The following is a 19397-nucleotide window of genomic DNA, read 5'->3' on the forward strand; positions in this document are numbered from 1 at the left end:
CACCCGGCGACGCGCCGGGTGTGGGCCCGCTCACAACCAACCGCCCGGTTGGGATAAGTTGTTGCAAACTTATCCAGTACCGGAGGTCTCACATGGGTGTCATCAAGTACGACCGCACGTTGTTCGAACCCGAGCACGAGCTGTTCCGGGAGTCGTACCGCGCGTTCCTCGACCGCCATGCCGAGCCCTACCGCGAGGAGTGGGAGAAGGCCAAGATCGTCGACCGCGAGGTCTGGCGCGAGGCGGGTAAACAGGGTTTTCTCGGCATGGCCGTGCCGGAGGAGTACGGCGGCGGCGGAAACCCGGACTTCCGCTACAACGTCATCGTCAGCGAGGAGACCGCGGCGGGACGACACAGCGGTCTGGGCTTCACGCTGCAGAACGACGTCATCGCGCCGTACCTGCTCGAGCTGACCAACGACGAGCAGAAGCAGCGCTGGCTGCCCGGTTTCTGCAGCGGCGAACTGATCTGTGCCATCGCGATGACCGAACCGGGCACCGGTAGTGACTTGCAGGGCATCAAGACCCGTGCGGTCAAAGACGGCGACCACTACGTGCTCAACGGCTCGAAGACGTTCATCACCAACGGTATTCACGCCGACCTGGTGATCGTCGTCGCTCAGACCGACCCGGACAAGGGCGCGCAGGGCTTCAGCCTGCTGGTGGTCGAGCGCGGCATGGCGGGTTTCGAGCGCGGCCGTCACCTCGACAAGATCGGCCTCGACGCGCAGGACACCGCGGAATTGTCGTTCACCGACGTCAAAGTCCCGGCCGAGAACCTGCTGGGCGTCGAGGGCATGGGGTTCGTCTATCTGATGCAGAACCTGCCGCAGGAGCGTATTTCCATCGCCGTGATGGCTGCCGCGGCGATGGAGGCCGTGCTGGAATCGACATTGCAATACGCCAAGGAGCGTAAAGCGTTCGGCAAGCCGATCGGCAGCTTCCAGAACAGCCGATTCGTGTTGGCGGAACTGGCGACAGAGGCCACGGCGGTGCGAATCATGGTCGATGAGTTCATTCGCCTGCATCTCGATCGAAAGCTGACAATCGACCAGGCGGCGATGGCCAAATGGTATTCCACAGAGGCGCAGGTTCGCCTGGTCGACCGGTGTCTGCAGCTGCACGGCGGCTACGGCTATATGCGCGAATATCCCATTGCGCGGGCATTCCTGGACTCGCGCATCCAGACCATCTACGGCGGGACCACCGAGATCATGAAGGAGATCATCGGCCGCGGATTGGGCGTTTAACAAATTGCCGCGCGAATTTATTCGCATATCGAAGCGCGACACACTGGTGCGTCACCGCCCGATATCCCGCACGATGGGCATGAACTGAAGCAAAGTTGACAGAATCTCTCAATCAAGAGAGTTTGTCTGACGGAATTTTGTATCCGGAGTTTTGCCGACCGCGGGAGGAATTCGATGACCGGGCTGCGAACCCGTGGCGGATGGGCTGGTGTCGGGGCCCTTTCTGTCGCGGTGGCATTGCTCATGGCTCCGACGGCATACGCGACACCGGAAAGCGACGCCGACGCGGCGATATCCCACACGTGGGATGCCGCGGGCGGTGACACGGGTGAGCTGGGTGCCAAGGACGGTGACGTCTACCAGGTCGGCGCGGGCTTTGCGCAGAACTTCGCGGGCGGCAAGATCTATTTCAGCGAGGGCACCGGCGCCCATCTCATTTACGGCGCGATCCTCGACAAGTACCAGGCCTTGGGCGGCGCCGCGGACAGCGATCTCGGCTTCCCGACCATCGACGAGGGCGCGGGCAAGGCCACTGACAGCCGCAACAGCACCTTCAGTGCCGCTGACAAGCCGGTCATCTTCTGGACGCCCGACAACGGCGCCTGGGTGGTGCGCGGCGCCATCAACGCCGCCTGGGACAAGCTCGGCGGGTCGGCCGGCACCCTCGGCGTACCCACTGCCGACGAGTCCTGGAAGGGCGACGTCGTCACCCAGCCCTTCACCGGCGGTGAGGTGAGCTGGAACGCCAAGACCAAGGCGTTCACCACCACGCCGGCCGACCTGGCCGGCCAGCTGACCGGCCTCGACGTGCCGGGCGACGCGACGACGGCCATCGCCGCCGCACGACGGGCAGCCGGCGGGCCGCAGGGCACCCTCGGAGACGAGCAGGGTGCCCAGTACAAGGTCGGCGACGGCGTGGCACAGAACTTCGCCGGCGGCACCATCTTCTATTCACCGGCGACCGGTGCGCACGCGATCACCGGCGACGTACTGGCCAAATACCGCGCGGCCGGCGGCCCGCAGGGCGATCTCGGATTCCCGGCGAGCAACGAGACCGACGGCGGCATCTCGCCCACGAGCCGCATCGCCACGTTCGCCGCCGCCGACAACCCGGCGATCTTCTGGACGCCCGAGCACGGCGCGTTCGTCGTCCGCGGCGCGATGAACGCGGCGTGGGACAAGCTCGGTGGCGCGACCGGCAAGCTCGGCGCGCCGACCGCCGATCAGACCGTCAGCGGCGACGTCGTCAGCCAGAAGTTCACGGGCGGTTCGATCTCGTGGAACAAGTCCAGCCGTGCGTTCAGCACCGAGCCGGCAGAACTGGCGTCGCAACTGAGCGGCCTCCAGGTGCCCAGTGTCGATCTGCCGGGTGGCGTGACCTCGCAGGCCGATGAGTCCGGCAAGTGGTACCAGTTCCACTGGTGGTGGCTGCTGGCGATCATCCCGCTGTTGCTGGTGGTGGTCGGCATCGTGATCGCGGCACTGCTGCGGCGCCGGCGGAATGCCGGTCAGGACGCCATCGACGACCAGGACGCGTACGACTACGACGACCACGAGTTCGGCGACGGCGAGTACGGCGACCCGCAGTATGCCGATGGCGGCGCCGACAGCGAGTACGGCGACGAGTACGCGGCCGAGGACCAGCAGTTCGACAACCCGCACGGCGGCCCCGCGTTCCAGAGCAACCCTGATGTCATCGACACCGCGCCGACGGTGTACCCGGATTTCACGGCCGAACAGCCCACTGAAACGCCGGCCGAGACGGCCGAGGGTGAGCGGTCCGAGGAGGTGCCCGAGGCGCAGGCCGAAGCCGAGGCCCAGCCGGTGGACGCGGCCGAGCCCACCGAGCCGGAGCCGGAGCCGGACGCCGACGAATCCGCCGACGAGCCGACGACATCGGTGCAACTGCCCGACGCCCTGCGTCGCGGCGGTGCGGCGGCAGGCCTCACCGCGGCCGGGTTGGCGGGCTTCGCGGGCCTACGGCCCCGGGACCCCGGCGACCGCGTCTGGGCAGCGCCGGCCGACGGCCGCGACGCCGACGCCCAGGCCGGTGACGAGTGCGCGCCCGAGCCGCAAGAACAGGCCCCCGAGGTCGAGGCGGCTGAGACACCGGCAGCGGAACCGGCCACCGAGACGCCCGTGGACGAGCCTCCTGTGCACGAGCCGCCTGCGGTCGCGACACCGCCGGAGGAGACGGTGGTGGCCGGTCCCGCCAGCGGCAGACACCATGCGCTGGGGGCCGAGGAACCCGAGACCGCGCAGATGTCGTTCCGCGTGGCCACCGGTGCCGAGCCGCCCGAGGGCTATGACATCAAGGCCAATACGGAGTCGGGTTTGTACTGGGTGCCGGGGTCTCCCGGATATGCCGAGGCGCCTGTCCAAATCTGGTTTGCCAGTGAGGAATTCGCGGTCACCAACGGGTTCATCCGCGGCTGACCGGAGTCACGACTGAGCCCCGCTGCGAGCGACTGCAGCGGGGCTCATCTGTAGGTCTGGCCGGCGTCAGATCTTGCGGATGACGGTCACGACCTTGCCGAGTACGACCGCGTCGTTGCCCGGGATCGGATCGAACGCCGGGTTGTGCGGCATCAGCCACACCTGGCCCTTCGTGCGCTTGAAGGTCTTCACCGTGGCCTCGCCGTCGATCATCGCCGCGACGATGTCGCCGTTGTCGGCCACGTTCTGCTGCCGCACGACGACCCAGTCGCCGTCGCAGATCGCGGCGTCGATCATCGACTCGCCGACGACCTTCAGCAGGAACAACGAGCCCTCGCCCACGAGTTCGCGGGGGAGCGGGAAGACGTCTTCGACGGCCTCTTCGGCCAGGATCGGGCCACCGGCCGCGATCCGGCCGAGCACCGGGACGAAGGTCGGCTCGGGCAGCGCGTCCGAACCGGCGACATCGGTGGTGATGGTGGCTCCGGTCGAATCGTCCGCGCCGCGCACGTCCACCGCGCGCGGGCGGTTCGGGTCACGGCGCAGGTAGCCCTTCTTCTCCAATGTGCGCAGCTGGTGGGCCACCGACGATGTCGAGGTGAGACCGACGGCGTCACCGATCTCCCGGATGCTGGGCGGATAACCGCGCGTGGTGACCGAGGTGCGGATGACATCGAGGATGGTCCGCTGGCGCTCGGTGAGGCTGCTGGACCGTCCGCCTGCCTGGGTGTCCGGGGTATCGGTGCTGTCGCTCATGGAGACGAATCTAGCCCAGCGCACCCGATTCATCAAACATGTGTTCGAGATCGGGCGGCTCGGCGTGTCGCGGGCGTGATCCGGTGGTGACGTCGTGAAAGGGGTGGCGGAGTCGGGGTACGGAACTTGTCGGTGGGTGGTCGTATCGTTCGCAACAGTTCGATCACATGTTCTACCCTTCGAACATTTGGGCGATATAGTCGAACACAAGAGCGATCGAACCTATGTACGAACTCCTGAGAGGAACCGACATGACCGTCATCACCCGCGAATACCCGACCGACGTCGTCGTCCGCACCGTGCCTCGGCGTTCAGATGTCAACCGGCACCGCCAGGCCCGGCTGCGGCCGGCCGGCGCGCGTCCCTCGGGCGCGGCCTTCCGGCACCGGGGTACGGGCGTGCTGACGTCGCGTGCCTCGCACCGCCGCAATCCGATCACCCCGTTGACCACGGTGATGCTGGCCCTGGTCGCGGCCGGGATCACGGTGTGGCTGGGTCTGGTGGCGCAGTTCGGCGAAGCGGTCCAGCCGACTTCTTCGACGGCCTCCGTGCCCGCGCAGCTCGCGGTGGTCCGGGTGCAGACGGGGGAGTCGATCCAGCAGGTCGCGCGGCGGGTGGCGCCCGACGCGCCGGTCAGTGCCGTCGTCGACCGCATCAAGGAGCTGAACAAGCTCCCGTCGGTGGCCCTGAACGCCGGGCAGACGCTGATCGCGCCGGTCGGCTGAGGACAGTCCGTGCGCGCGTCGATCGGCACGGCGCCCGGCCGCGTCAGAGCGGCACGGGTAGGCTCGAGACCGTTCGAAACGGTCGATTGTCGGTGCGGCGAAGGAGCGGTGATGCACTGTCCGTTCTGCCGGCATCCGAACTCGCGTGTAGTCGATTCACGAGAAGCTGACGAAGGGCAGGCGATTCGGCGTCGCCGGTCATGCCCGGAGTGCGGTCGCCGGTTCACCACGGTGGAGACCGCAGTCGTCGCGGTGGTCAAACGCAGCGGCGTCACCGAACCGTTCAGCCGGGACAAGGTGATCAAGGGCGTACGGCGCGCCTGCCAGGGGCGGCAGGTCGACGACGATGCCCTGAACCAGTTGGCGCAGAAGGTCGAAGATGCGGTGCGGGCCACCGGATCTCCCGAAGTGCCGAGCCATGAGGTCGGGTTGGCGATCCTCGGTCCTCTGCGTGACCTCGATGAGGTCGCCTATCTGCGGTTCGCGTCGGTGTACCGCTCATTCTCGTCCGCGGAGGACTTCGAACGCGAAATCGAGGCGCTGCGGGCGCACCGCGGTGTGACGTCGTCGGGCTGACGGCAGCTAGGTCGCGCTGCGCTCGTCGGTCTCCATGGCGTCGAGAACCGCATACTTCGTATCTTGCGGGGCGTCGATGGACTTCGCGGTGACACCGGTCTGCAGGAGTCCGCGCAGCGCATCACGGTCGTAGACCGACGGCGCCGTCGTGTCGATGAATTCCTCGATGAGTTTCACGAACCGATCGGGGTCGTCGTGAAATGGGAAATGTCCTGAGTTGTCGAAGAACTCGAGCCGGGAGCCCGGCATCGCGGCGTGGGCGAGTTCTCCGTGGGCGGCCGGGATGACGGCATCCTGGGTGCCCCAAACCAATTGCACCGGAATGGCTTCGGTCAAATAACATCGGTCCAGCATCGTGACCACCTGGCCGCGCCAGTCGACCACTGCGCGCAGGGTCCGGGCGAAGGCGGATGAGGCCTTGGGTTCGGGCAGGTCGTTGAGGATGCGCAGCATGTTCGGCAGGTCGTGGCCCAGGCCGGTCGACCCGAGCAGCGCTCCGCCGAGACGCCCGGCGAGCTGAAGGGCGGGCAGTACCAACGGGATTCGCAACAGTGCCAGCGCTTCGGTGCCCAGCGGCAGCGCCGCGAGTCGCAGTGCGATGTTCACGTCGCGGGTGACACCGCCGGCACCCACCAGCACGAGGCGATCGACCAATTGCGGGAACTGATAGGCGAACTGCATGGCCACGCCGCCGCCCAGTGAATGGCCGATGACCGTCACGCGTTCGATGTCGAGCACGCTGAGCAGGTCCCGCATGCCGTTGGCGTACGCCGCCACCGAGTAGTCGGCGCGCGGCTTGTCGGACTGGCCGTGGCCCAGCAGGTCAGGGGCGATGACGGTGAACCGCTGGGCGAGGCGCGTCTGAACGGTTTCCCACGTGGTGGAGTTGTCGCCGATGCCGTGGATCAGCAGGATCGCCGGCCCCGAGCCCGCCACCCGGTACGCGCGGCGGTAACCATGGATGGTGCGGTACTCCAGCCGCGGCGTCACGTCGCGCACCGAGTGCAGGTTGGGCTTTCCATCGGACATCGTCCCAGCTCCTTCCCATGGTGTCGGCCAAGCCGACCGCGTGGTCAGTCGCCGACAGTGCCGTCGTCGCCGGCTTGGGGATCGGAGAATCCGTCACCGGACTGTTCGGCGAGGAACTGCTCGAACTGTGCGCCGAGTTCGTCGCCGCTGGGTAGTTCCTCGTCACGTGCCAGCAACGACCGATTTTCCTGAGCAGCGACGAACGAATCGTACTGTTGTTCCAGTGCACTGACCACTTGAGCGACTTCGGCGCTGGCCTCCACCTGCTCGCTGATCTTGGCGTACACCTCGGCGCCCGCCTCCGACAGCGCGTGCAGCGGAATCTGCAGCGACGCGATCCGGGAGACCTCACCCAGCAGCGCCTCGGCGGCGGGCGGATACGCGGTCTGCGCTAGGTAGTGCGGCACATGCACGGTGAAGCCGAGGGCTTCGTGGCCGTGCTGAATCATCCGGTACTCCAACAGGTTCGACACGCTGGCCGGAACCTGTACCTCGCCAACCCACGGCGTGTGATCGGCGATCAGCTCCTTGTTGCCGGCGTGTGCCGTCATGGTGACGGGGCGGGTGTGCGGGACCGCCATCGGGATGGCGCCCAGCCCGATGATCTGCCGGACCCCGAGCCGCTCGGACAGCAGCCGCACCGCCGTGATGAAACGTTCCCAGCGCAGATCCGGCTCCATCCCGGCCAGCAGCAGGAACGGCGTCCCGGCGGTGTCGTGCAGCGCGTACAGGTTCAGTTCGGGATCGTCGTACTTGGTGAAGTGGTCGGTGGTGAACGTCATCAGCGGCCGGCGTGACCGGTAGTCCAGCAGTTCGTCGATGGCGAACGACGCGACCAGTTCGGTGTCGAGCGTGTTCTTCAGGTGCTCGGCGGCCAGCCGGATGGCGTGACCGGCATCGGAGAAGCCTTCGAGGGCGTGCACCATCACCGGTCCGCGGCCGTCGGCGGCGGACAACTGGGGCGCGGGGAATTCCAGCTCGTACATACCGCTCTGCTCGGGCTGATACTGCTGGCCCCGGCTGTTGTCGGGCCGCTGGCCGCTCGCGTTGCGCGCGTTCCCGTCGTGCTCGCTCACCTTCACACTCCTTGCCGTCGTGCGTTCACATCTCGCCGGATGTGTCTCCTACAAGTGTCGCGCATTCTTGTGTTGTTCCCGGTGTCGGCCCGCAGTACGCATGGTGCACCAGGTGCTGCTCGTGCCGTCGGTATCGGGCAAGATCGGACAGATGCTTCGCACCCGACTGGCCGTGAGCGCATTCGCCGCGCTGCTGGCCACCGCGTGCAGCCCGCCTGCGATCAAGGCCGATCCCCGTGCCGGCGACCCCGGTACGGTCGCCGCCGGCGCGGCCGTGGTCCCGGGACCCCGGCCCGATCCGCGCGTCGGAGCGGTGTTCCTGGGCAGCGATTCCGTGCACACCTGCAGTGGCGCGGTCCTCGACTCGCTGGCCGGGAATCTGATCATCACGGCCGCACACTGCCTGGACGCGGCGTTCGACGCGACGTTCGCGCCCGGTTACCGCGGCGGTGTGCCCGGCGACTTCTGGCACATCGATGCGGTGTACCTGGACCCGCGCTGGGTTCGCAGCCAGGACCCGGCCGCCGACTACGCGATCGCCCGCGTCAGCCACGGCGGCGCGGCCACGACCGAGACGCTGGAACGTCACGCCGGCGGCGGCTTCGTGCTCGGCGCCGCACCGGGCCCCGACGTTCCGATCACGGTGACGGGATACCCGCTCGGTGACGGCGGGGACCAGGTCAGCTGTAGTGCGCCGACATCACGCCCCGACCGCGGGTTCCCGGCGCTGCGCTGCCCGGGCCTGGTCGACGGCACCAGCGGCTCGCCGTGGGTGTCGGCGACCGAGGTCAGGGGAGTGGTCGGCGGCCTGCAGGGCGGTGGCTGCAGCGGCAACGACGTGTCGTACTCGTCACCCTTCGATGTGCAGATCCAGCTGCTGTATCAGCGAGCCCAGGAGGGCGGTCCCGCGGACCGCGCCACCGGCGCCCCTGACGACGGCTGCAGCGCCTAGCGTCTGAACTGGTTCAGCGCCCGCAGCTTGTTCATCACGTCGAGCGCGGCGACCTTGTAGGCCTCCGAGAAGGTCGGGTAGTTGAAGACGGCGTCGACCAGGTATTCCACCGTCCCGCCGCACCCCATCACGGCCTGGCCGATGTGGACCAGTTCGGTCGCGTTGGAGCCGAAGATGTGCACGCCGAGCAGCGTCAGGTCCTCGGTGGACACCAGCAGCTTGAGCATGCCGTACGAGTCACCGGCGATCTGCCCGCGCGCCAGTTCGCGGTAGCGCGACACCCCGACCTCGTAGGGAATCGAGCTGTCGGTGAGATCGACTTCGGTGGCGCCGACGTACGACACCTCGGGAATGGAGTAGATGCCGATCGGCTGCAGGTCGGTCATGCCCTTACAGGGCTCGCCGAACGCGTGGTACGCCGCCAGCCGGCCCTGGTCCATCGAGGTCGCGGCCAGCGCCGGGAAGCCGATGACGTCACCGACGGCGTAGATGTGGTCGACCTTGGTCTGGTAGTTGTCGTCGACGAAAATCCTTCCGCGACTGTCGACCTCGAGGCCCGCCTGGCCGACGTCGAGGTGCTCGGTCTGCCCCTGCCGGCCGGCCGAGTACATCACCGTCTCGGCGGGGATCTGCTTTCCGCTGGCGAGCGTGGTCAAGGTTCCGCCGGGACCCACGTCCACCGCGGTCACCTCTTCGCCGAACCGGAAGGTCACCGCGAGGTCGCGCAGGTGGAATTTGAGGGACTCGATGATCTCGGAATCGCAGAAGTCCAGCATTGTCGGGCGCTTCTCGATCACGGTCACCTTGGTGCCGAGCGCCGCGAACATCGACGCGTACTCGATACCGATGACTCCCGCGCCGACCACCACCATCGACTGCGGCAGGCTCTTGAGGTCCAGGATCCCGTCGGAGTCCAGGACGCGTTCCTCGTCGAACTTCACCCCGGCCGGACGGACCGGCTTGGTACCGGTGGCGATGACGACATACCGCGCCCTGATGTTGACGTTCTCGTCGCGGGTGGGGTCCTCGATGACCAGGGTGTGCGGGTCGAGGAACCGGCCGTGGCCTTCGAACAGCTCGACCCCGTTGCGCAGCAGCTGGTTGCGGACCACGTCCTGTTCCCTGCCGATGACGTGCGTGGTGCGGCGCAACAGATCGGCGGGGGTGATCCGTTCCTTGACCCGGTAGCTGGAGCCGTACAGTTCGCGCTGACTCATCCCGGTGAGGTAGACGACCGCCTCACGCAATGTCTTGGACGGGATGGTCCCGGTGTTCACGCAGACCCCGCCGAGCATGCGCCCACGCTCGATGACTGCGACGGATTTTCCCAGCTTGGCGGCGGCGATCGCAGCCTTCTGCCCGCCGGGACCGGATCCGATGACGACGAGGTCGAACTCCTGCGTGGAACCCATGACAGCCAGGTTGGCACGGCACGCGTGATCATGCAGCCGGATCATCGGCGAACTTTGCGGAAACACCACGGGTGCGGCCCGTTATCCACAGATCCGAGTTCATCCACAGCCGGGGTCGCCGGCGGTGTCGGCCGACGATTCCTGACGGACCGTGCTGCCACGTTCAGGGCATGACAACTTTCAGCTCATTCGATTTCCAACTGAACCGGCCCGGCGCCCTGATCGCGGCAGTGCCCGCGGTCCTGGGGTTCGCGCCCGAGAAGTCGCTGGTCCTCGTCACCATCATCGGCGGTGAGATGGGCGCGGTCCTGCGCGTGGACCTCTCGGCAGGATTCTTCGAGGCCCTGCCCGAGGCCCTCGGCCATCTCTCCGGCATGGCCGCCGCGGCAGATGCGGACGCCGCCGTCGGGGTGATCGTCGACGAACACGGCGTCGACTGCGTGATGTGCGCGGACATGTACCGCGACGTGACCGACGAACTCGAGGAGGCGCTGGCCGAGCGCGGCATCGAACTGCTCGCGGTGCACGTCGTCGACCGGGTGGCGGCCGGCGGCCGCTGGCAGTGCGCCGACGGCTGCGGGAACGCCGGCGTCGTCGAGGATCCCGAATCGTCACCCGTCACCATGGCCGCGGTGCTCGACGGCCGGCGCCTCTACGCCCGGCGCGCGGACCTCGTCGACGTCGTCGCCGTCACCGACGCGCGGCGTGCCGAGGCGTTGCGGCCGGCGATCGAAAAGCGCGCTGCCACAGTGGATTACCGCGGGCGTCCCGATGCCGAGGTGCGCGCCGATATCGAGCATGCGGTGGCGTGTGCCACCGGGTCCCCGGACGGCTCGCCACTACCCGACGACGACGCGGTGCGCCTGGCGTGCGCGGTGACGGATTCGCGGGTGCGGGACACGCTGTACGCGTTGGCGGTCGGGGAGCGCGCGGCCGCGGCCGAGTCGGTGTGGGCCGCGCTGACCCGCACCCTGCCCGCGCCGTGGCGGGTGGAGGTATTGGTGTTGCTGGCGTTCAGCGCGTACGCCCGGGGCGACGGACCGCTCGCCGGGGTGGCGTTGCAGGCCGCACTGGACGTCGACAGTGGGCACCGGATGGCGGGCATGCTCGACGCTGCCCTGCAAAACGGTATGCGGCCGGACCGCATCCGCGAGTTGGCGCTGACGGGCTACAAGCTGGCCGAGCGCCTCGGCGTGCAGATGCCGCCGCGGCGCATCTTCGGCAGGTCGGCGTGAGCCTCGTGGGCCCGGGTCAGACCTTCTCGACGCGAACCGCGTGCGCCATGTGATGCGGCAGCTCGACCTGTTCGTGGCCGGGGATGACGATCAGCACGCTGCCCTGCTCGGTGGCCTGCACGGTGACGCGCGCGTTCGGCACGACGCCGGCGTCCTTGAGCCGGGCGATCAGCTCGGTGTCGCCCTGGACGTGTTCGGTCAGCTGACGCACGCGGACCGCGACCGGGAATCCGGTGGGCAGCTCGGTGAGCCGGACGAGGCTGACGTCGGAGTCACCGGTCGAGATGACGCCGAGTTCGGCGAGGCCGGGGATCGGGTTACCGAACGGGGAGGTGGTCGGATTGTCGAGCACCTGGACCAGCCGGCGTTCGACGTCCTCGCTCATCACGTGTTCCCAGCGGCACGCCTCGGCGTGGACTTCCTCCCACGGCAGGCCGATCACATCGACCAGCAGACGCTCGGCAAGCCGGTGCTTGCGCATCACCGACACGGCCAGCGAGCGGCCCTTGTCGGTCAGTTCGAGGTGGCGATCACCGGCGACGTGCAGCAGCCCGTCGCGCTCCATCCGCGACACCGTCTGGCTGACGGTGGGGCCGCTCTGCTCGAGTCGTTCGGCAATGCGCGCACGCAGCGGCACCACGCCCTCTTCTTCGAGGTCGTAGATCGTCCGCAGGTACATCTCGGTCGTATCGATCAGATCGTTCATGCCAAATTCCTCCAGGCCTCCGCCGGTGCCCAGCTTACCGGTTTGGCCGGGTCAACAGGCATCCACCACGGCCGATCGACGCTGTGATTGCTGCGGCGGACAACGGCGGGCAGACCGGCCGGAAAAAACGGTGCCCGCCGGATATTCCGGCGGGCACCAGGGTGTGCAGTTGTTGGGTGGCGGCGATCAGCTCGCGTAGGCCCGCAGGCGCTCGGCGCGCTCGCCGTTGCGGAGCTTCGACATGACCTCGCGCTCGATCTGGCGGACCCGCTCGCGGGACAGGCCGAACAGCTTGCCGATCTGGTCCAGGGTGCGGGGCTGGCCGTCGTCGAGGCCGAACCGCAGCCGGATCACCTGCTGCTCGCGCTCGTCCAAGGTGGCGAGCACGTGCCGGATGTCGGTGTGCAGCAGCTCCGAGATGACGGCGTTCTCGGCAGAGAGCGCCTCGGAGTCCTCGATGAAGTCCCCGAGCGGAGCCTCCTCGTCGGTGCCGACCGGCATGTCCAGGCTCACCGGGTCGCGGCTGTGCTCGAGCAGGTCGTTGATCTTCTCGACCGGGATGCCCGACTCTTCGGCGAGCTCTTCGTCGGTGGCCTCACGTCCCAGGCTCTGGTGCATCTCGCGCTTGATCCGAGCCAGCTTGTTGACCTGCTCCACCAGGTGGACGGGGAGCCGGATGGTCCGGCTCTGGTCGGCCATGCCGCGGGTGATCGCCTGACGAATCCACCAGGTGGCGTACGTCGAGAACTTGAAGCCCTTGGCGTAGTCGAACTTCTCCATCGCCCGGATGAGGCCGAGGTTGCCTTCCTGGATCAGGTCCAGCAGCGGCATGCCGCGGCCGGTGTAACGCTTGGCCAGCGACACCACGAGGCGGAGGTTGGCTTCGAGCAGGTGCCGGCGTGCGGCTTCGCCGTCGCGGACGATGGCGGCCAGGTCACGCTTGCGGTTGTCGCCGAGTCGCTTCTTGGTCTCCAGCAGGTGGGCTGCGTACAGGCCGGCCTCGATGCGCTTGGCCAGTTCCACCTCGTCCTCGGCGTTGAGCAGAGCGGTCTTACCGATGCCGTTCAGGTACACGCGCACCAGGTCCGCGGCGGGACTCTGGGCGTCAAGATCGGAATCGATACGGCTTGTGGTGGCGTTTGCCATTTGCGGCCTCCTGCTCGTGCTCAGCTCGAACTGTCACTTGCTTCAACGCCCCAGCGGCAGGAGAAGTTCCCGAGGCCCTCTTGGCTCATGGCCTCTGACCAGCGGTTTTTCGAGGTCGACCTGAGAATGTCCTTAGAAAGGAGAAAGAAGGAAACTCAGGTAGAGGTCAAGACTCGATATCCCCGTCGATGACGGGGTGCCGGTCCTCGATCGCGGGCCGCTCGGCAGTGGGGAACATCGGCGCCCGGCGGGCCGCGTCGTAGCGGCGCGGTTCCTGCGCGGTGCGCGGTGGGCGGTCGTTGGCGATCAGCACCGCGATCCACGGCAGGGGAATGGATGCGATCAGGATGCCCAGCGAGATCAGGCCGTTGTGCCAGATGCTGTAGGCCAGTGCGGCCAGCAACAGCGCCGGCACGCGGAACGACATGATGGTGAGGTAGCGACGGACGCGCGCGCGGTGCTGCTCCTCATAGGCGGGTGCTGCGCGAGTGATGAGGACCGGCCGACCGTCGTCGTCGAAACTCAGCTCAGGGCCGTGTTTCATAGCTCCACTGTCCCACATCTGGCTCAGTGCCGCCGCGACCGGTTCGCCTGAGGTGCCACAATGAATCCATGCAGACCGACACCCTCGAACGCACCGATTCCGATGAACAGGTCGACGACGGTACGGACGACGACCGACCTAAGCACTTCCACTACGTCAAGAAGGACAAGATCGCCGAGAGTGCCGTCATGGGCACCCATGTCGTCGCGCTGTGCGGCGAGGTGTTCCCGGTGACCAAGTCACCCAAGCCCGGGTCGCCCGTGTGCCCGGATTGCAAGCGCATCTACGAACAGATGAAGAAATAGCCGCAACCGGTCAGGCCGGCGGCTCGGCCACCCGCTCGGCTGGTTGATCGGTGGGCTGATCGCCCGTGAGGGTCTCGGCTTTTTCTTCGAGCCATTCGCGCAGGCGCCGGGCGTGGGTGTCCGGCGCCGGCCATTCCTCCTGGATCGCCGCGTTGAGTTCGGCGCCGATCATGATGGCGAATCCCAGCGCGAAGGCGAACAGGAGGAACGCGATCGGCGTCGCGAGCGCGCCGTAGGTGTAGCCGGTCGCGGTGATCCAGGTCAGATAGAACCGCAGGCCCACCGTCGCCACCACGAAGACCACGGTCGCCAGCACCGCGCCGAACAGCAGCCGATGGGTCGGCAGCGGTTGGGGCAGCGCAACGCGATACAGCACGGTCACGGCCAGCACGATGCCCAGCAGTAGCGCGGGCCAGTACCCGTACTTCATCGCGTTGGACCACGTCTGGGGAATGTGCTGGGCGATCTTCATCGGTCCGATGGCGGCCACCGGGGCCGTCGCGATCACGAACAGCAGCATCACGAGATACAGCCCGAGCGCGTAGAAACGCTGCCGCACCGGGTGGCGCAACGGCGTCTGATCATGGGCCTCGACGACCGCGTCGACGAATGCCGAGATCGCGGACGAGCCCGCCCACAGCGAGATGACGAACCCGAGGGACACCACCTCGCCGCGGGCGCCCACGGCGATGTCGCGCACCGTGGGTTGGATGATCTCGTTGATCACGTTCGGCGAGAAGAAGTTCTTCGCCGTCCCGATCAGTTGTTCCTGGATCATCGGCAGCGTCTCGGGGCCGAACAACGGCGCCACGTACGCCAAGCTGCCCAGCATGCCCAGCAGCAAGGGCGGTAGGGACAGTGCCGACCAGAACGCAGCCTGAGCCGACTCGGAAAAGATCGAGTCGTCCCAGCTTTTCGACAGTGCGCGTCGGATGACCCGTAACACGTGGTGACGTGTCGGCTTGATCGGCTTCGTCTGGTCGTTCATGACCAGACCAGCATTACCGAAGAGATCCCATCAGGACCGTATTTGAGGTGACCGGCGGGTCACTCGGTCTCGGCGCTGACCACCAGCACAGCGGCCAGCTCGACCAGCTTGGATTCGTGCTCGTTGGCGTGGTGCTGGCAGAACAGGAGCTCCATGCCGGACGGCAGGGTAGCGCGAACGCGGGCGGCAGCGCCGCACCGGTCACAGCGGTCGGCCCGTGTCAGTGCCGGGCCCGTCAGAGTTGCGTTCATGGCGCCTCCTTCTGCTCGTCGCCGCCTGGGCGCTTTGCCGGTTACACATCTCTACTCTCTCAGACGATTTGGATTCCAGCGTTGTTCCCCAGGTGTTCACGGGTGTGTCGTGTCTCACCTATCGCTGGAGTTGCGGGCGCGGCAGGCTGACCGCATGATCGCCGCGCCCACAGTCCTGGTCCATCTGTGTAGTGAAACGGATTGGGCGCGTGCCCAGTTCGATGGCGAGCTCAGACCACCCTCACTCGACGAGGTGGGGTTCGTGCACCTGTCGGCTCCGGAACAGGTCCACCTGCCGGCCAATCGGCTCTACCGCGGGCAGTCCGACCTGCTGCTCTTGGTCTGTGACCCGGACCTGCTCGGGTCGCCGGTTCGCTGGGAGCCCGGGGTGCCTACGGATCCGGCCTCGATGCTCTTCCCGCATCTGTACGGTGCCCTGCCCGCCGGCGCGGTGACGCGCACCGTGCCCTACCGGCCTGATGCCGAGGGCGTTTTCCCTGTTCTGCCGGCAAATTTCGGGGCCGGCGCCGTTGGTTAACGGAAAATGAACGACACTGTGAGAAATCTGTCCACTCATCGGGATTGTGGCCCGAGTCACCGTCCGGGGATTGACACGATCGCGCGCGTAAATATCCCCGACACGGTGAGGACATGATCAACCACACGAATTCTGAAGACGCGACGGGTAAGCGCCGTCGCGCAAGAGGACTGAAGGGACTCGGTGTCGCACTGACGGCGAGCGCCCTTCTAGTCATGTCGGCGCTGCCGGCATGGGCGGCCGAGAACATGACGATCACGTTCATCCGGCACGGTCAGTCGTACGGCAATACGTCGGGCAACATCGACACCCAGGTGCCGGGCCCGGTACTGACGCCGGACGGTCAGCAGCAGGCCAAGGACATCGCGGCCAAGCTGGGCGACCGGAACTTCGATGCCATCTACGCGTCCACGATGGTTCGGACGCAGCAGACGGCGACGCCGTTGTCGCAGTACCTCGGTCTGCCGATCCAGGTGTTGCCGGGTCTGCGGGAGATCGAAGCCGGCAAGTACGAAGGCACCCCGGAGCGCGCGGGCATCTTCGGCTACCTGACGGCACCGCTGGCGTGGGCGGGCATCACCGTGACGCCGCCGCCGAACATCGCCTTCAACCCGACCACCCCGAACCTGGACGCGTTCATCCCGTCCGCGGCCGATCCGACCACCGGTCTGAACGGTCACCAGTTCGAGGACCGGGTCAACGGCGCGTTGCAGACGATCTACGACAACGGCGACCGCAACGCAGCGGTGTTCTCGCACGGCGGCACCATCATGATCTGGACGATGATGAACGCCAAGAACCTGAGCGCCGAACAGAAGATCATGCTGTTCACCCAGCATCCGCTGGGTAACACGGGCGTTGTCGTCGTCGAGGGCAACCCCGAGGACGGCTGGAACCTGGTCGAGTGGAACGGCGTCAAGATCGCCGGCATGCAGAAGGGCCCGATCGAGAACGTGCTGACGCAGGTCCGCACGCTGTCGCGTCAGCTCAACTCGGTGGTGCAGGACGTCGCCGCGGCGTTCCAGACCGGCAACGTCGGCAAGATCCTGACCGCGATCAACCACGGTGCCGCGGACGCGCTGTTCTCGACGGCCAAGTTCGTCCGGGCCATCAACGCCCAGGTCATCGGCGGGGTCACCACGGCCATCGACAACCTGCAGAAGAAGCTGGCCCCGCCGGCTCCGGCTGCGGGCACGCAGACCACCGCCCCGACCTCGGGTGCTGCGGTCTCGCCGGCCGCGTTCTCGGCTCCGGCTCCGGTTGCGGCCAAGGCTCCGGCCGCGGCGCAGGCGGGCGACTCGCCGGCCAAGGTGGCGGACGCTCCGGCGTCGGACAACAAGGTTGACGGTCAGGTCAAGGCCGAGGCGGCCAAGGCCGACGCCGACGCCGCCAAGGCGGAGGGGCAGGCCAAGGCTGACGACGCCAAGGCCGACGCCGATGCCGCCAAGGCGGAGGGCCAGACCAAGGCCGACGAGGCCAAGGCCAAGGCTGACGCCAAGAAGGCTGCGGCCGAGGCCAAGAAGGCCGCTGCCAAGGCCAAGGCCGAGGAGAAGAAGGCTGCCGCCGAGGCCAAGAAGGCGGAGGCCAAGGCCAAGGCTGACGCCAAGAAGGCTGCCGCCGAGGCCAAGAAGGCCGAGGCGAAGGCCAAGGCAGAGTCTGCGAAGGCCACTGCCGGCGCAAGCGCTGGAAGCACCGACTGACAGCTCGCTGTCGGGTAACCACAGATCGGCCCCCTTCTCCCTCGGGAAGGGGGCCGATTTGCGTCGTCGAGGTTTCGTCAATTGTGACGAAACCTGTCCACTGGCCGGGATTGTGGCCTGTATCACCATTACCGGGCTGGCACTGTCGCGCGGGTAAATATCCCCCCGAGACAGTGAGGACATCATTAACCACACAAATTCAGGCGCGGGACATCGTCGTCGCGCGCGTGGGCTCAAGGGACTCGGTGTCGCTCTGACCGCGGGCGCCCTTCTGGTCATGTCGGCGCTGCCGGCATGGGCAGCCGAGAACATGACGATCACGTTCATCCGGCACGGTCAGTCGTACGGCAACCTGTCGGGGGTCGGTGACACCTCGACACCCGGGCCGACGCTGACCGACCTCGGCCAGCAGCAGGCCAAGGACATCGCGGCCAAACTCGGTGACAACAACTACGACGCGATCTACGCCTCGACGATGGTCCGGACGCAGCAGACGGCCGTGCCCATGTCGCAGTATCTGGGTCTGCCGATCACGGTGTTGCCGGGCATCCAGGAGATCGAAGCCGGCATGTACGAGGGCACGCCCGAACGGGCAGCGCTGTTCGGCTACCTGACGGCACCGCTGGCGTGGGCGGGCATCACCGTGACGCCGCCGCCGAACATCGCCTTCAACCCGATCACCCCGAACCTGGACGCGTTCATCCCGTCCGCGGCCGATCCGACCACCGGTCTGAACGGTCACCAGTTCGAGGACCGGGTCAACGGCGCGTTGCAGACGATCTACGACAACGGCGACCGCAATGCGGCGGTGTTCTCGCACGGCGGCACCATCATGATCTGGACGATGATGAACGCCAAGAACCTGAGCGCCGAACAGAAGATCATGCTGTTCACCCAGCATCCGCTGGGTAACACGGGCGTTGTCGTCGTCGAGGGCAACCCCGAGGACGGCTGGAACCTGGTCGAGTGGAACGGCGTCAAGATCGCCGGCATGCAGAAGGGCCCGATCGAGAACGTGCTGACGCAGGTCCGCACGCTGTCGCGTCAGCTCAACTCGGTGGTGCAGGACGTCGCCGCGGCGTTCCAGACCGGCAACGTCGGCAAGATCCTGACCGCGATCAACCATGGTGCGGCCGACGCGCTGTTCTCGACGGCCAAGTTCGTCCGGGCCATCAATGCCCAGGTCATCGGCGGGGTCACCACGGCCATCGACAACCTGCAGAAGAAGCTGCACCCGCCGGCGCCTGCGGCCGGCACCGAGGCTCCGGCTGCGCACTCGGGTGCAGCGGTGTCGCCGGCCGCGTTCTCGGCTCCGGCTCCGGCTCCGGTTGCGGCCAAGGCCCCGGCCGCGGCGCAGGCGGGCGACTCGCCGGCCAAGATGGCGGACGCTCCGGCTTCCGATGCCAAGGCTGCCGAGGTCAAGCCTGCGGAGGTCAAGGGCGACGCCGTGAAGGTCGACGCGAACGCCAAGGCCGACGACAACCAGGCCGACCAGGCCAAGGTCGACGGGCCCACCAAGGCCGAGGCCGCCAAGGCCAAGGCCGAGGAGAAGAAGGCTGCCGCCGAGGCCAAGAAGGCGGAGGCCAAGGCCAAGGCTGACGCCAAGAAGGCGGAGGCCAAGGCCAAGGCTGACGCCAAGAAGGCTGCCGCCGAGGCCAAGAAGGCCGAGGCGAAGGCCAAGGCAGAGTCTGCGAAGGCCACTGCCGGCGCAGGCGCTGGAAGCACCGACTGACGGTCACCGTCGCGCGATCGGCCCCCTGCTCCGCGGAGGA

19 protein-coding genes are annotated in these 19397 nt (G+C 67.2%); 10 read left to right on the top strand and 9 right to left on the bottom strand.

The features are described 5' to 3' along the window. Positions 1 to 92: 92 nt before the first annotated feature. Positions 93 to 1250, top strand: coding sequence for an acyl-CoA dehydrogenase family protein (locus ACZ5IQ_RS12930; protein ID WP_061006448.1), 1158 nt, complete (start codon positions 93 to 95; stop codon positions 1248 to 1250). 174 nt (positions 1251 to 1424) lie between these two features. Then, entirely contained in the window at positions 1425 to 3686 is a 2262-nt protein-coding gene (locus ACZ5IQ_RS12935) for an LGFP repeat-containing protein (RefSeq protein WP_464481335.1), read from the top strand. 66 nt (positions 3687 to 3752) lie between these two features. Here the strand turns inward: ACZ5IQ_RS12935 and lexA are convergent, their stop codons facing one another. Next, positions 3753 to 4442, bottom strand: a complete 690-nt coding sequence (lexA, locus tag ACZ5IQ_RS12940) for a transcriptional repressor LexA (protein WP_212811719.1) — start codon at positions 4440 to 4442, stop codon at positions 3753 to 3755. Positions 4443 to 4693: 251 nt separating this feature from the next. On the opposite strand from lexA, the gene ACZ5IQ_RS12945 reads away from it, so the two are divergent. Together ACZ5IQ_RS12945 and nrdR are read left to right on the top strand one after the other, a co-directional pair. Next, positions 4694 to 5167, top strand: a complete 474-nt coding sequence (locus ACZ5IQ_RS12945) for a LysM peptidoglycan-binding domain-containing protein (RefSeq protein WP_212811718.1) — start codon at positions 4694 to 4696, stop codon at positions 5165 to 5167. A 111-nt stretch (positions 5168 to 5278) separates the two neighbouring features. After that, positions 5279 to 5743, top strand: coding sequence for a transcriptional regulator NrdR (gene nrdR, locus ACZ5IQ_RS12950; protein WP_138248984.1), 465 nt, complete (start codon positions 5279 to 5281; stop codon positions 5741 to 5743). A 6-nt stretch (positions 5744 to 5749) separates the two neighbouring features. On the opposite strand, the gene ACZ5IQ_RS12955 is transcribed toward nrdR, so the two are convergent. Together ACZ5IQ_RS12955 and ACZ5IQ_RS12960 are read right to left on the bottom strand one after the other, a co-directional pair. Beyond that, positions 5750 to 6772, bottom strand: coding sequence for an alpha/beta fold hydrolase (locus tag ACZ5IQ_RS12955; RefSeq protein WP_406775685.1), 1023 nt, complete (start codon positions 6770 to 6772; stop codon positions 5750 to 5752). A gap of 44 nt (positions 6773 to 6816) precedes the next feature. Continuing rightward, positions 6817 to 7758, bottom strand: a complete 942-nt coding sequence (locus ACZ5IQ_RS12960; RefSeq protein WP_212814839.1) for a proteasome assembly chaperone family protein — start codon at positions 7756 to 7758, stop codon at positions 6817 to 6819. 190 nt (positions 7759 to 7948) lie between these two features. Between ACZ5IQ_RS12960 and ACZ5IQ_RS12965 the strand changes: the two genes are divergently transcribed. Further along, on the top strand, positions 7949 to 8800 hold the full coding sequence (locus ACZ5IQ_RS12965) for a trypsin-like serine peptidase (protein ID WP_212811716.1): 852 nt from the start codon (positions 7949 to 7951) through the stop codon (positions 8798 to 8800). Here ACZ5IQ_RS12965 and sthA read toward each other — a convergent pair. Then, complete coding sequence (sthA, locus tag ACZ5IQ_RS12970) at positions 8797 to 10212, bottom strand: Si-specific NAD(P)(+) transhydrogenase (protein ID WP_212811715.1); 1416 nt, start codon at positions 10210 to 10212, stop codon at positions 8797 to 8799. The genes ACZ5IQ_RS12965 and sthA overlap by 4 nt on opposite strands. A 170-nt stretch (positions 10213 to 10382) precedes the next feature. Between sthA and ACZ5IQ_RS12975 the strand changes: the two genes are divergently transcribed. Then, positions 10383 to 11447: a DUF4192 domain-containing protein gene (locus ACZ5IQ_RS12975; RefSeq protein WP_212811714.1), complete on the top strand. Its 1065-nt coding sequence runs from the start codon at positions 10383 to 10385 to the stop codon at positions 11445 to 11447. Positions 11448 to 11463: 16 nt separating this feature from the next. Here ACZ5IQ_RS12975 and ACZ5IQ_RS12980 read toward each other — a convergent pair whose 3' ends face one another. The 3 genes from ACZ5IQ_RS12980 to ACZ5IQ_RS12990 form a co-directional block, all read right to left on the bottom strand. Further along, on the bottom strand, positions 11464 to 12153 hold the full coding sequence (locus ACZ5IQ_RS12980) for a metal-dependent transcriptional regulator (protein ID WP_212811713.1): 690 nt from the start codon (positions 12151 to 12153) through the stop codon (positions 11464 to 11466). A gap of 186 nt (positions 12154 to 12339) precedes the next feature. After that, entirely contained in the window at positions 12340 to 13299 is a 960-nt protein-coding gene (locus ACZ5IQ_RS12985; RefSeq protein WP_212811712.1) for a sigma-70 family RNA polymerase sigma factor, read from the bottom strand. A 166-nt stretch (positions 13300 to 13465) separates the two neighbouring features. Next, positions 13466 to 13861, bottom strand: a complete 396-nt coding sequence (locus ACZ5IQ_RS12990) for a DUF3099 domain-containing protein (protein WP_212811711.1) — start codon at positions 13859 to 13861, stop codon at positions 13466 to 13468. A gap of 50 nt (positions 13862 to 13911) precedes the next feature. On the opposite strand from ACZ5IQ_RS12990, the gene ACZ5IQ_RS12995 reads away from it, so the two are divergent. Beyond that, positions 13912 to 14148: a DUF3039 domain-containing protein gene (locus ACZ5IQ_RS12995; protein WP_029105322.1), complete on the top strand. Its 237-nt coding sequence runs from the start codon at positions 13912 to 13914 to the stop codon at positions 14146 to 14148. A gap of 10 nt (positions 14149 to 14158) precedes the next feature. Here the strand turns inward: ACZ5IQ_RS12995 and ACZ5IQ_RS13000 are convergent, their stop codons facing one another. Both ACZ5IQ_RS13000 and ACZ5IQ_RS13005 read right to left on the bottom strand, forming a co-directional pair. Beyond that, on the bottom strand, positions 14159 to 15136 hold the full coding sequence (locus tag ACZ5IQ_RS13000) for a YihY/virulence factor BrkB family protein (RefSeq protein ID WP_406775686.1): 978 nt from the start codon (positions 15134 to 15136) through the stop codon (positions 14159 to 14161). Between the two features lie 59 nt (positions 15137 to 15195). After that, positions 15196 to 15387 carry a DUF7455 domain-containing protein gene (locus tag ACZ5IQ_RS13005; RefSeq protein ID WP_212811709.1) on the bottom strand — a complete coding sequence of 64 codons (192 nt, stop codon included), beginning with the start codon at positions 15385 to 15387 and terminating at the stop codon, positions 15196 to 15198. A 154-nt stretch (positions 15388 to 15541) separates the two neighbouring features. Between ACZ5IQ_RS13005 and ACZ5IQ_RS13010 the strand changes: the two genes are divergently transcribed. The 3 genes from ACZ5IQ_RS13010 to ACZ5IQ_RS13020 all read left to right on the top strand — a co-directional run bounded on the left by ACZ5IQ_RS13010 (position 15542) and on the right by ACZ5IQ_RS13020 (position 19357). Further along, positions 15542 to 15925 (top strand): DUF952 domain-containing protein, encoded by a 384-nt coding sequence (locus tag ACZ5IQ_RS13010; RefSeq protein ID WP_318984396.1) that lies wholly within the window; start codon positions 15542 to 15544, stop codon positions 15923 to 15925. A 113-nt stretch (positions 15926 to 16038) separates the two neighbouring features. Then, on the top strand, positions 16039 to 17625 hold the full coding sequence (locus tag ACZ5IQ_RS13015) for a histidine phosphatase family protein (protein ID WP_406775687.1): 1587 nt from the start codon (positions 16039 to 16041) through the stop codon (positions 17623 to 17625). A 277-nt stretch (positions 17626 to 17902) separates the two neighbouring features. Next, a complete protein-coding gene (locus ACZ5IQ_RS13020) occupies positions 17903 to 19357 on the top strand; it encodes a histidine phosphatase family protein (protein ID WP_406775688.1) in 1455 nt (484 codons plus the stop codon). Positions 19358 to 19397: the final 40 nt, after the last annotated feature.

The organism is Mycobacterium toneyamaense (assembly GCF_055384815.1).

What these genes read in the sequence shown, in the direction of transcription:
- ACZ5IQ_RS13010 (WP_318984396.1), top strand. Translation starts at nt 15,542, where the DNA reads ATGATCGCCGCGCCCACAGTCCTGGTCCATCTGTGTAGTGAAACGGAT.
- ACZ5IQ_RS12930 (WP_061006448.1), top strand. Translation starts at nt 93, where the DNA reads ATGGGTGTCATCAAGTACGACCGCACGTTGTTCGAACCCGAGCACGAG.
- ACZ5IQ_RS12995 (WP_029105322.1), top strand. Translation starts at nt 13,912, where the DNA reads ATGCAGACCGACACCCTCGAACGCACCGATTCCGATGAACAGGTCGAC.
- ACZ5IQ_RS13015 (WP_406775687.1), top strand. Translation starts at nt 16,039, where the DNA reads ATGATCAACCACACGAATTCTGAAGACGCGACGGGTAAGCGCCGTCGC.
- ACZ5IQ_RS12980 (WP_212811713.1), bottom strand. Translation starts at nt 12,153, where the DNA reads ATGAACGATCTGATCGATACGACCGAGATGTACCTGCGGACGATCTAC.
- ACZ5IQ_RS12945 (WP_212811718.1), top strand. Translation starts at nt 4,694, where the DNA reads ATGACCGTCATCACCCGCGAATACCCGACCGACGTCGTCGTCCGCACC.
- ACZ5IQ_RS12975 (WP_212811714.1), top strand. Translation starts at nt 10,383, where the DNA reads ATGACAACTTTCAGCTCATTCGATTTCCAACTGAACCGGCCCGGCGCC.
- ACZ5IQ_RS12955 (WP_406775685.1), bottom strand. Translation starts at nt 6,772, where the DNA reads ATGTCCGATGGAAAGCCCAACCTGCACTCGGTGCGCGACGTGACGCCG.
- ACZ5IQ_RS13000 (WP_406775686.1), bottom strand. Translation starts at nt 15,136, where the DNA reads ATGAACGACCAGACGAAGCCGATCAAGCCGACACGTCACCACGTGTTA.
- ACZ5IQ_RS13005 (WP_212811709.1), bottom strand. Translation starts at nt 15,387, where the DNA reads ATGAACGCAACTCTGACGGGCCCGGCACTGACACGGGCCGACCGCTGT.
- ACZ5IQ_RS12965 (WP_212811716.1), top strand. Translation starts at nt 7,949, where the DNA reads ATGGTGCACCAGGTGCTGCTCGTGCCGTCGGTATCGGGCAAGATCGGA.
- ACZ5IQ_RS12935 (WP_464481335.1), top strand. Translation starts at nt 1,425, where the DNA reads ATGACCGGGCTGCGAACCCGTGGCGGATGGGCTGGTGTCGGGGCCCTT.
- nrdR (WP_138248984.1), top strand. Translation starts at nt 5,279, where the DNA reads ATGCACTGTCCGTTCTGCCGGCATCCGAACTCGCGTGTAGTCGATTCA.
- ACZ5IQ_RS12990 (WP_212811711.1), bottom strand. Translation starts at nt 13,861, where the DNA reads ATGTGGGACAGTGGAGCTATGAAACACGGCCCTGAGCTGAGTTTCGAC.
- sthA (WP_212811715.1), bottom strand. Translation starts at nt 10,212, where the DNA reads ATGGGTTCCACGCAGGAGTTCGACCTCGTCGTCATCGGATCCGGTCCC.
- ACZ5IQ_RS12960 (WP_212814839.1), bottom strand. Translation starts at nt 7,758, where the DNA reads ATGTACGAGCTGGAATTCCCCGCGCCCCAGTTGTCCGCCGCCGACGGC.
- lexA (WP_212811719.1), bottom strand. Translation starts at nt 4,442, where the DNA reads ATGAGCGACAGCACCGATACCCCGGACACCCAGGCAGGCGGACGGTCC.
- ACZ5IQ_RS13020 (WP_406775688.1), top strand. Translation starts at nt 17,903, where the DNA reads ATGTCGGCGCTGCCGGCATGGGCAGCCGAGAACATGACGATCACGTTC.
- ACZ5IQ_RS12985 (WP_212811712.1), bottom strand. Translation starts at nt 13,299, where the DNA reads ATGGCAAACGCCACCACAAGCCGTATCGATTCCGATCTTGACGCCCAG.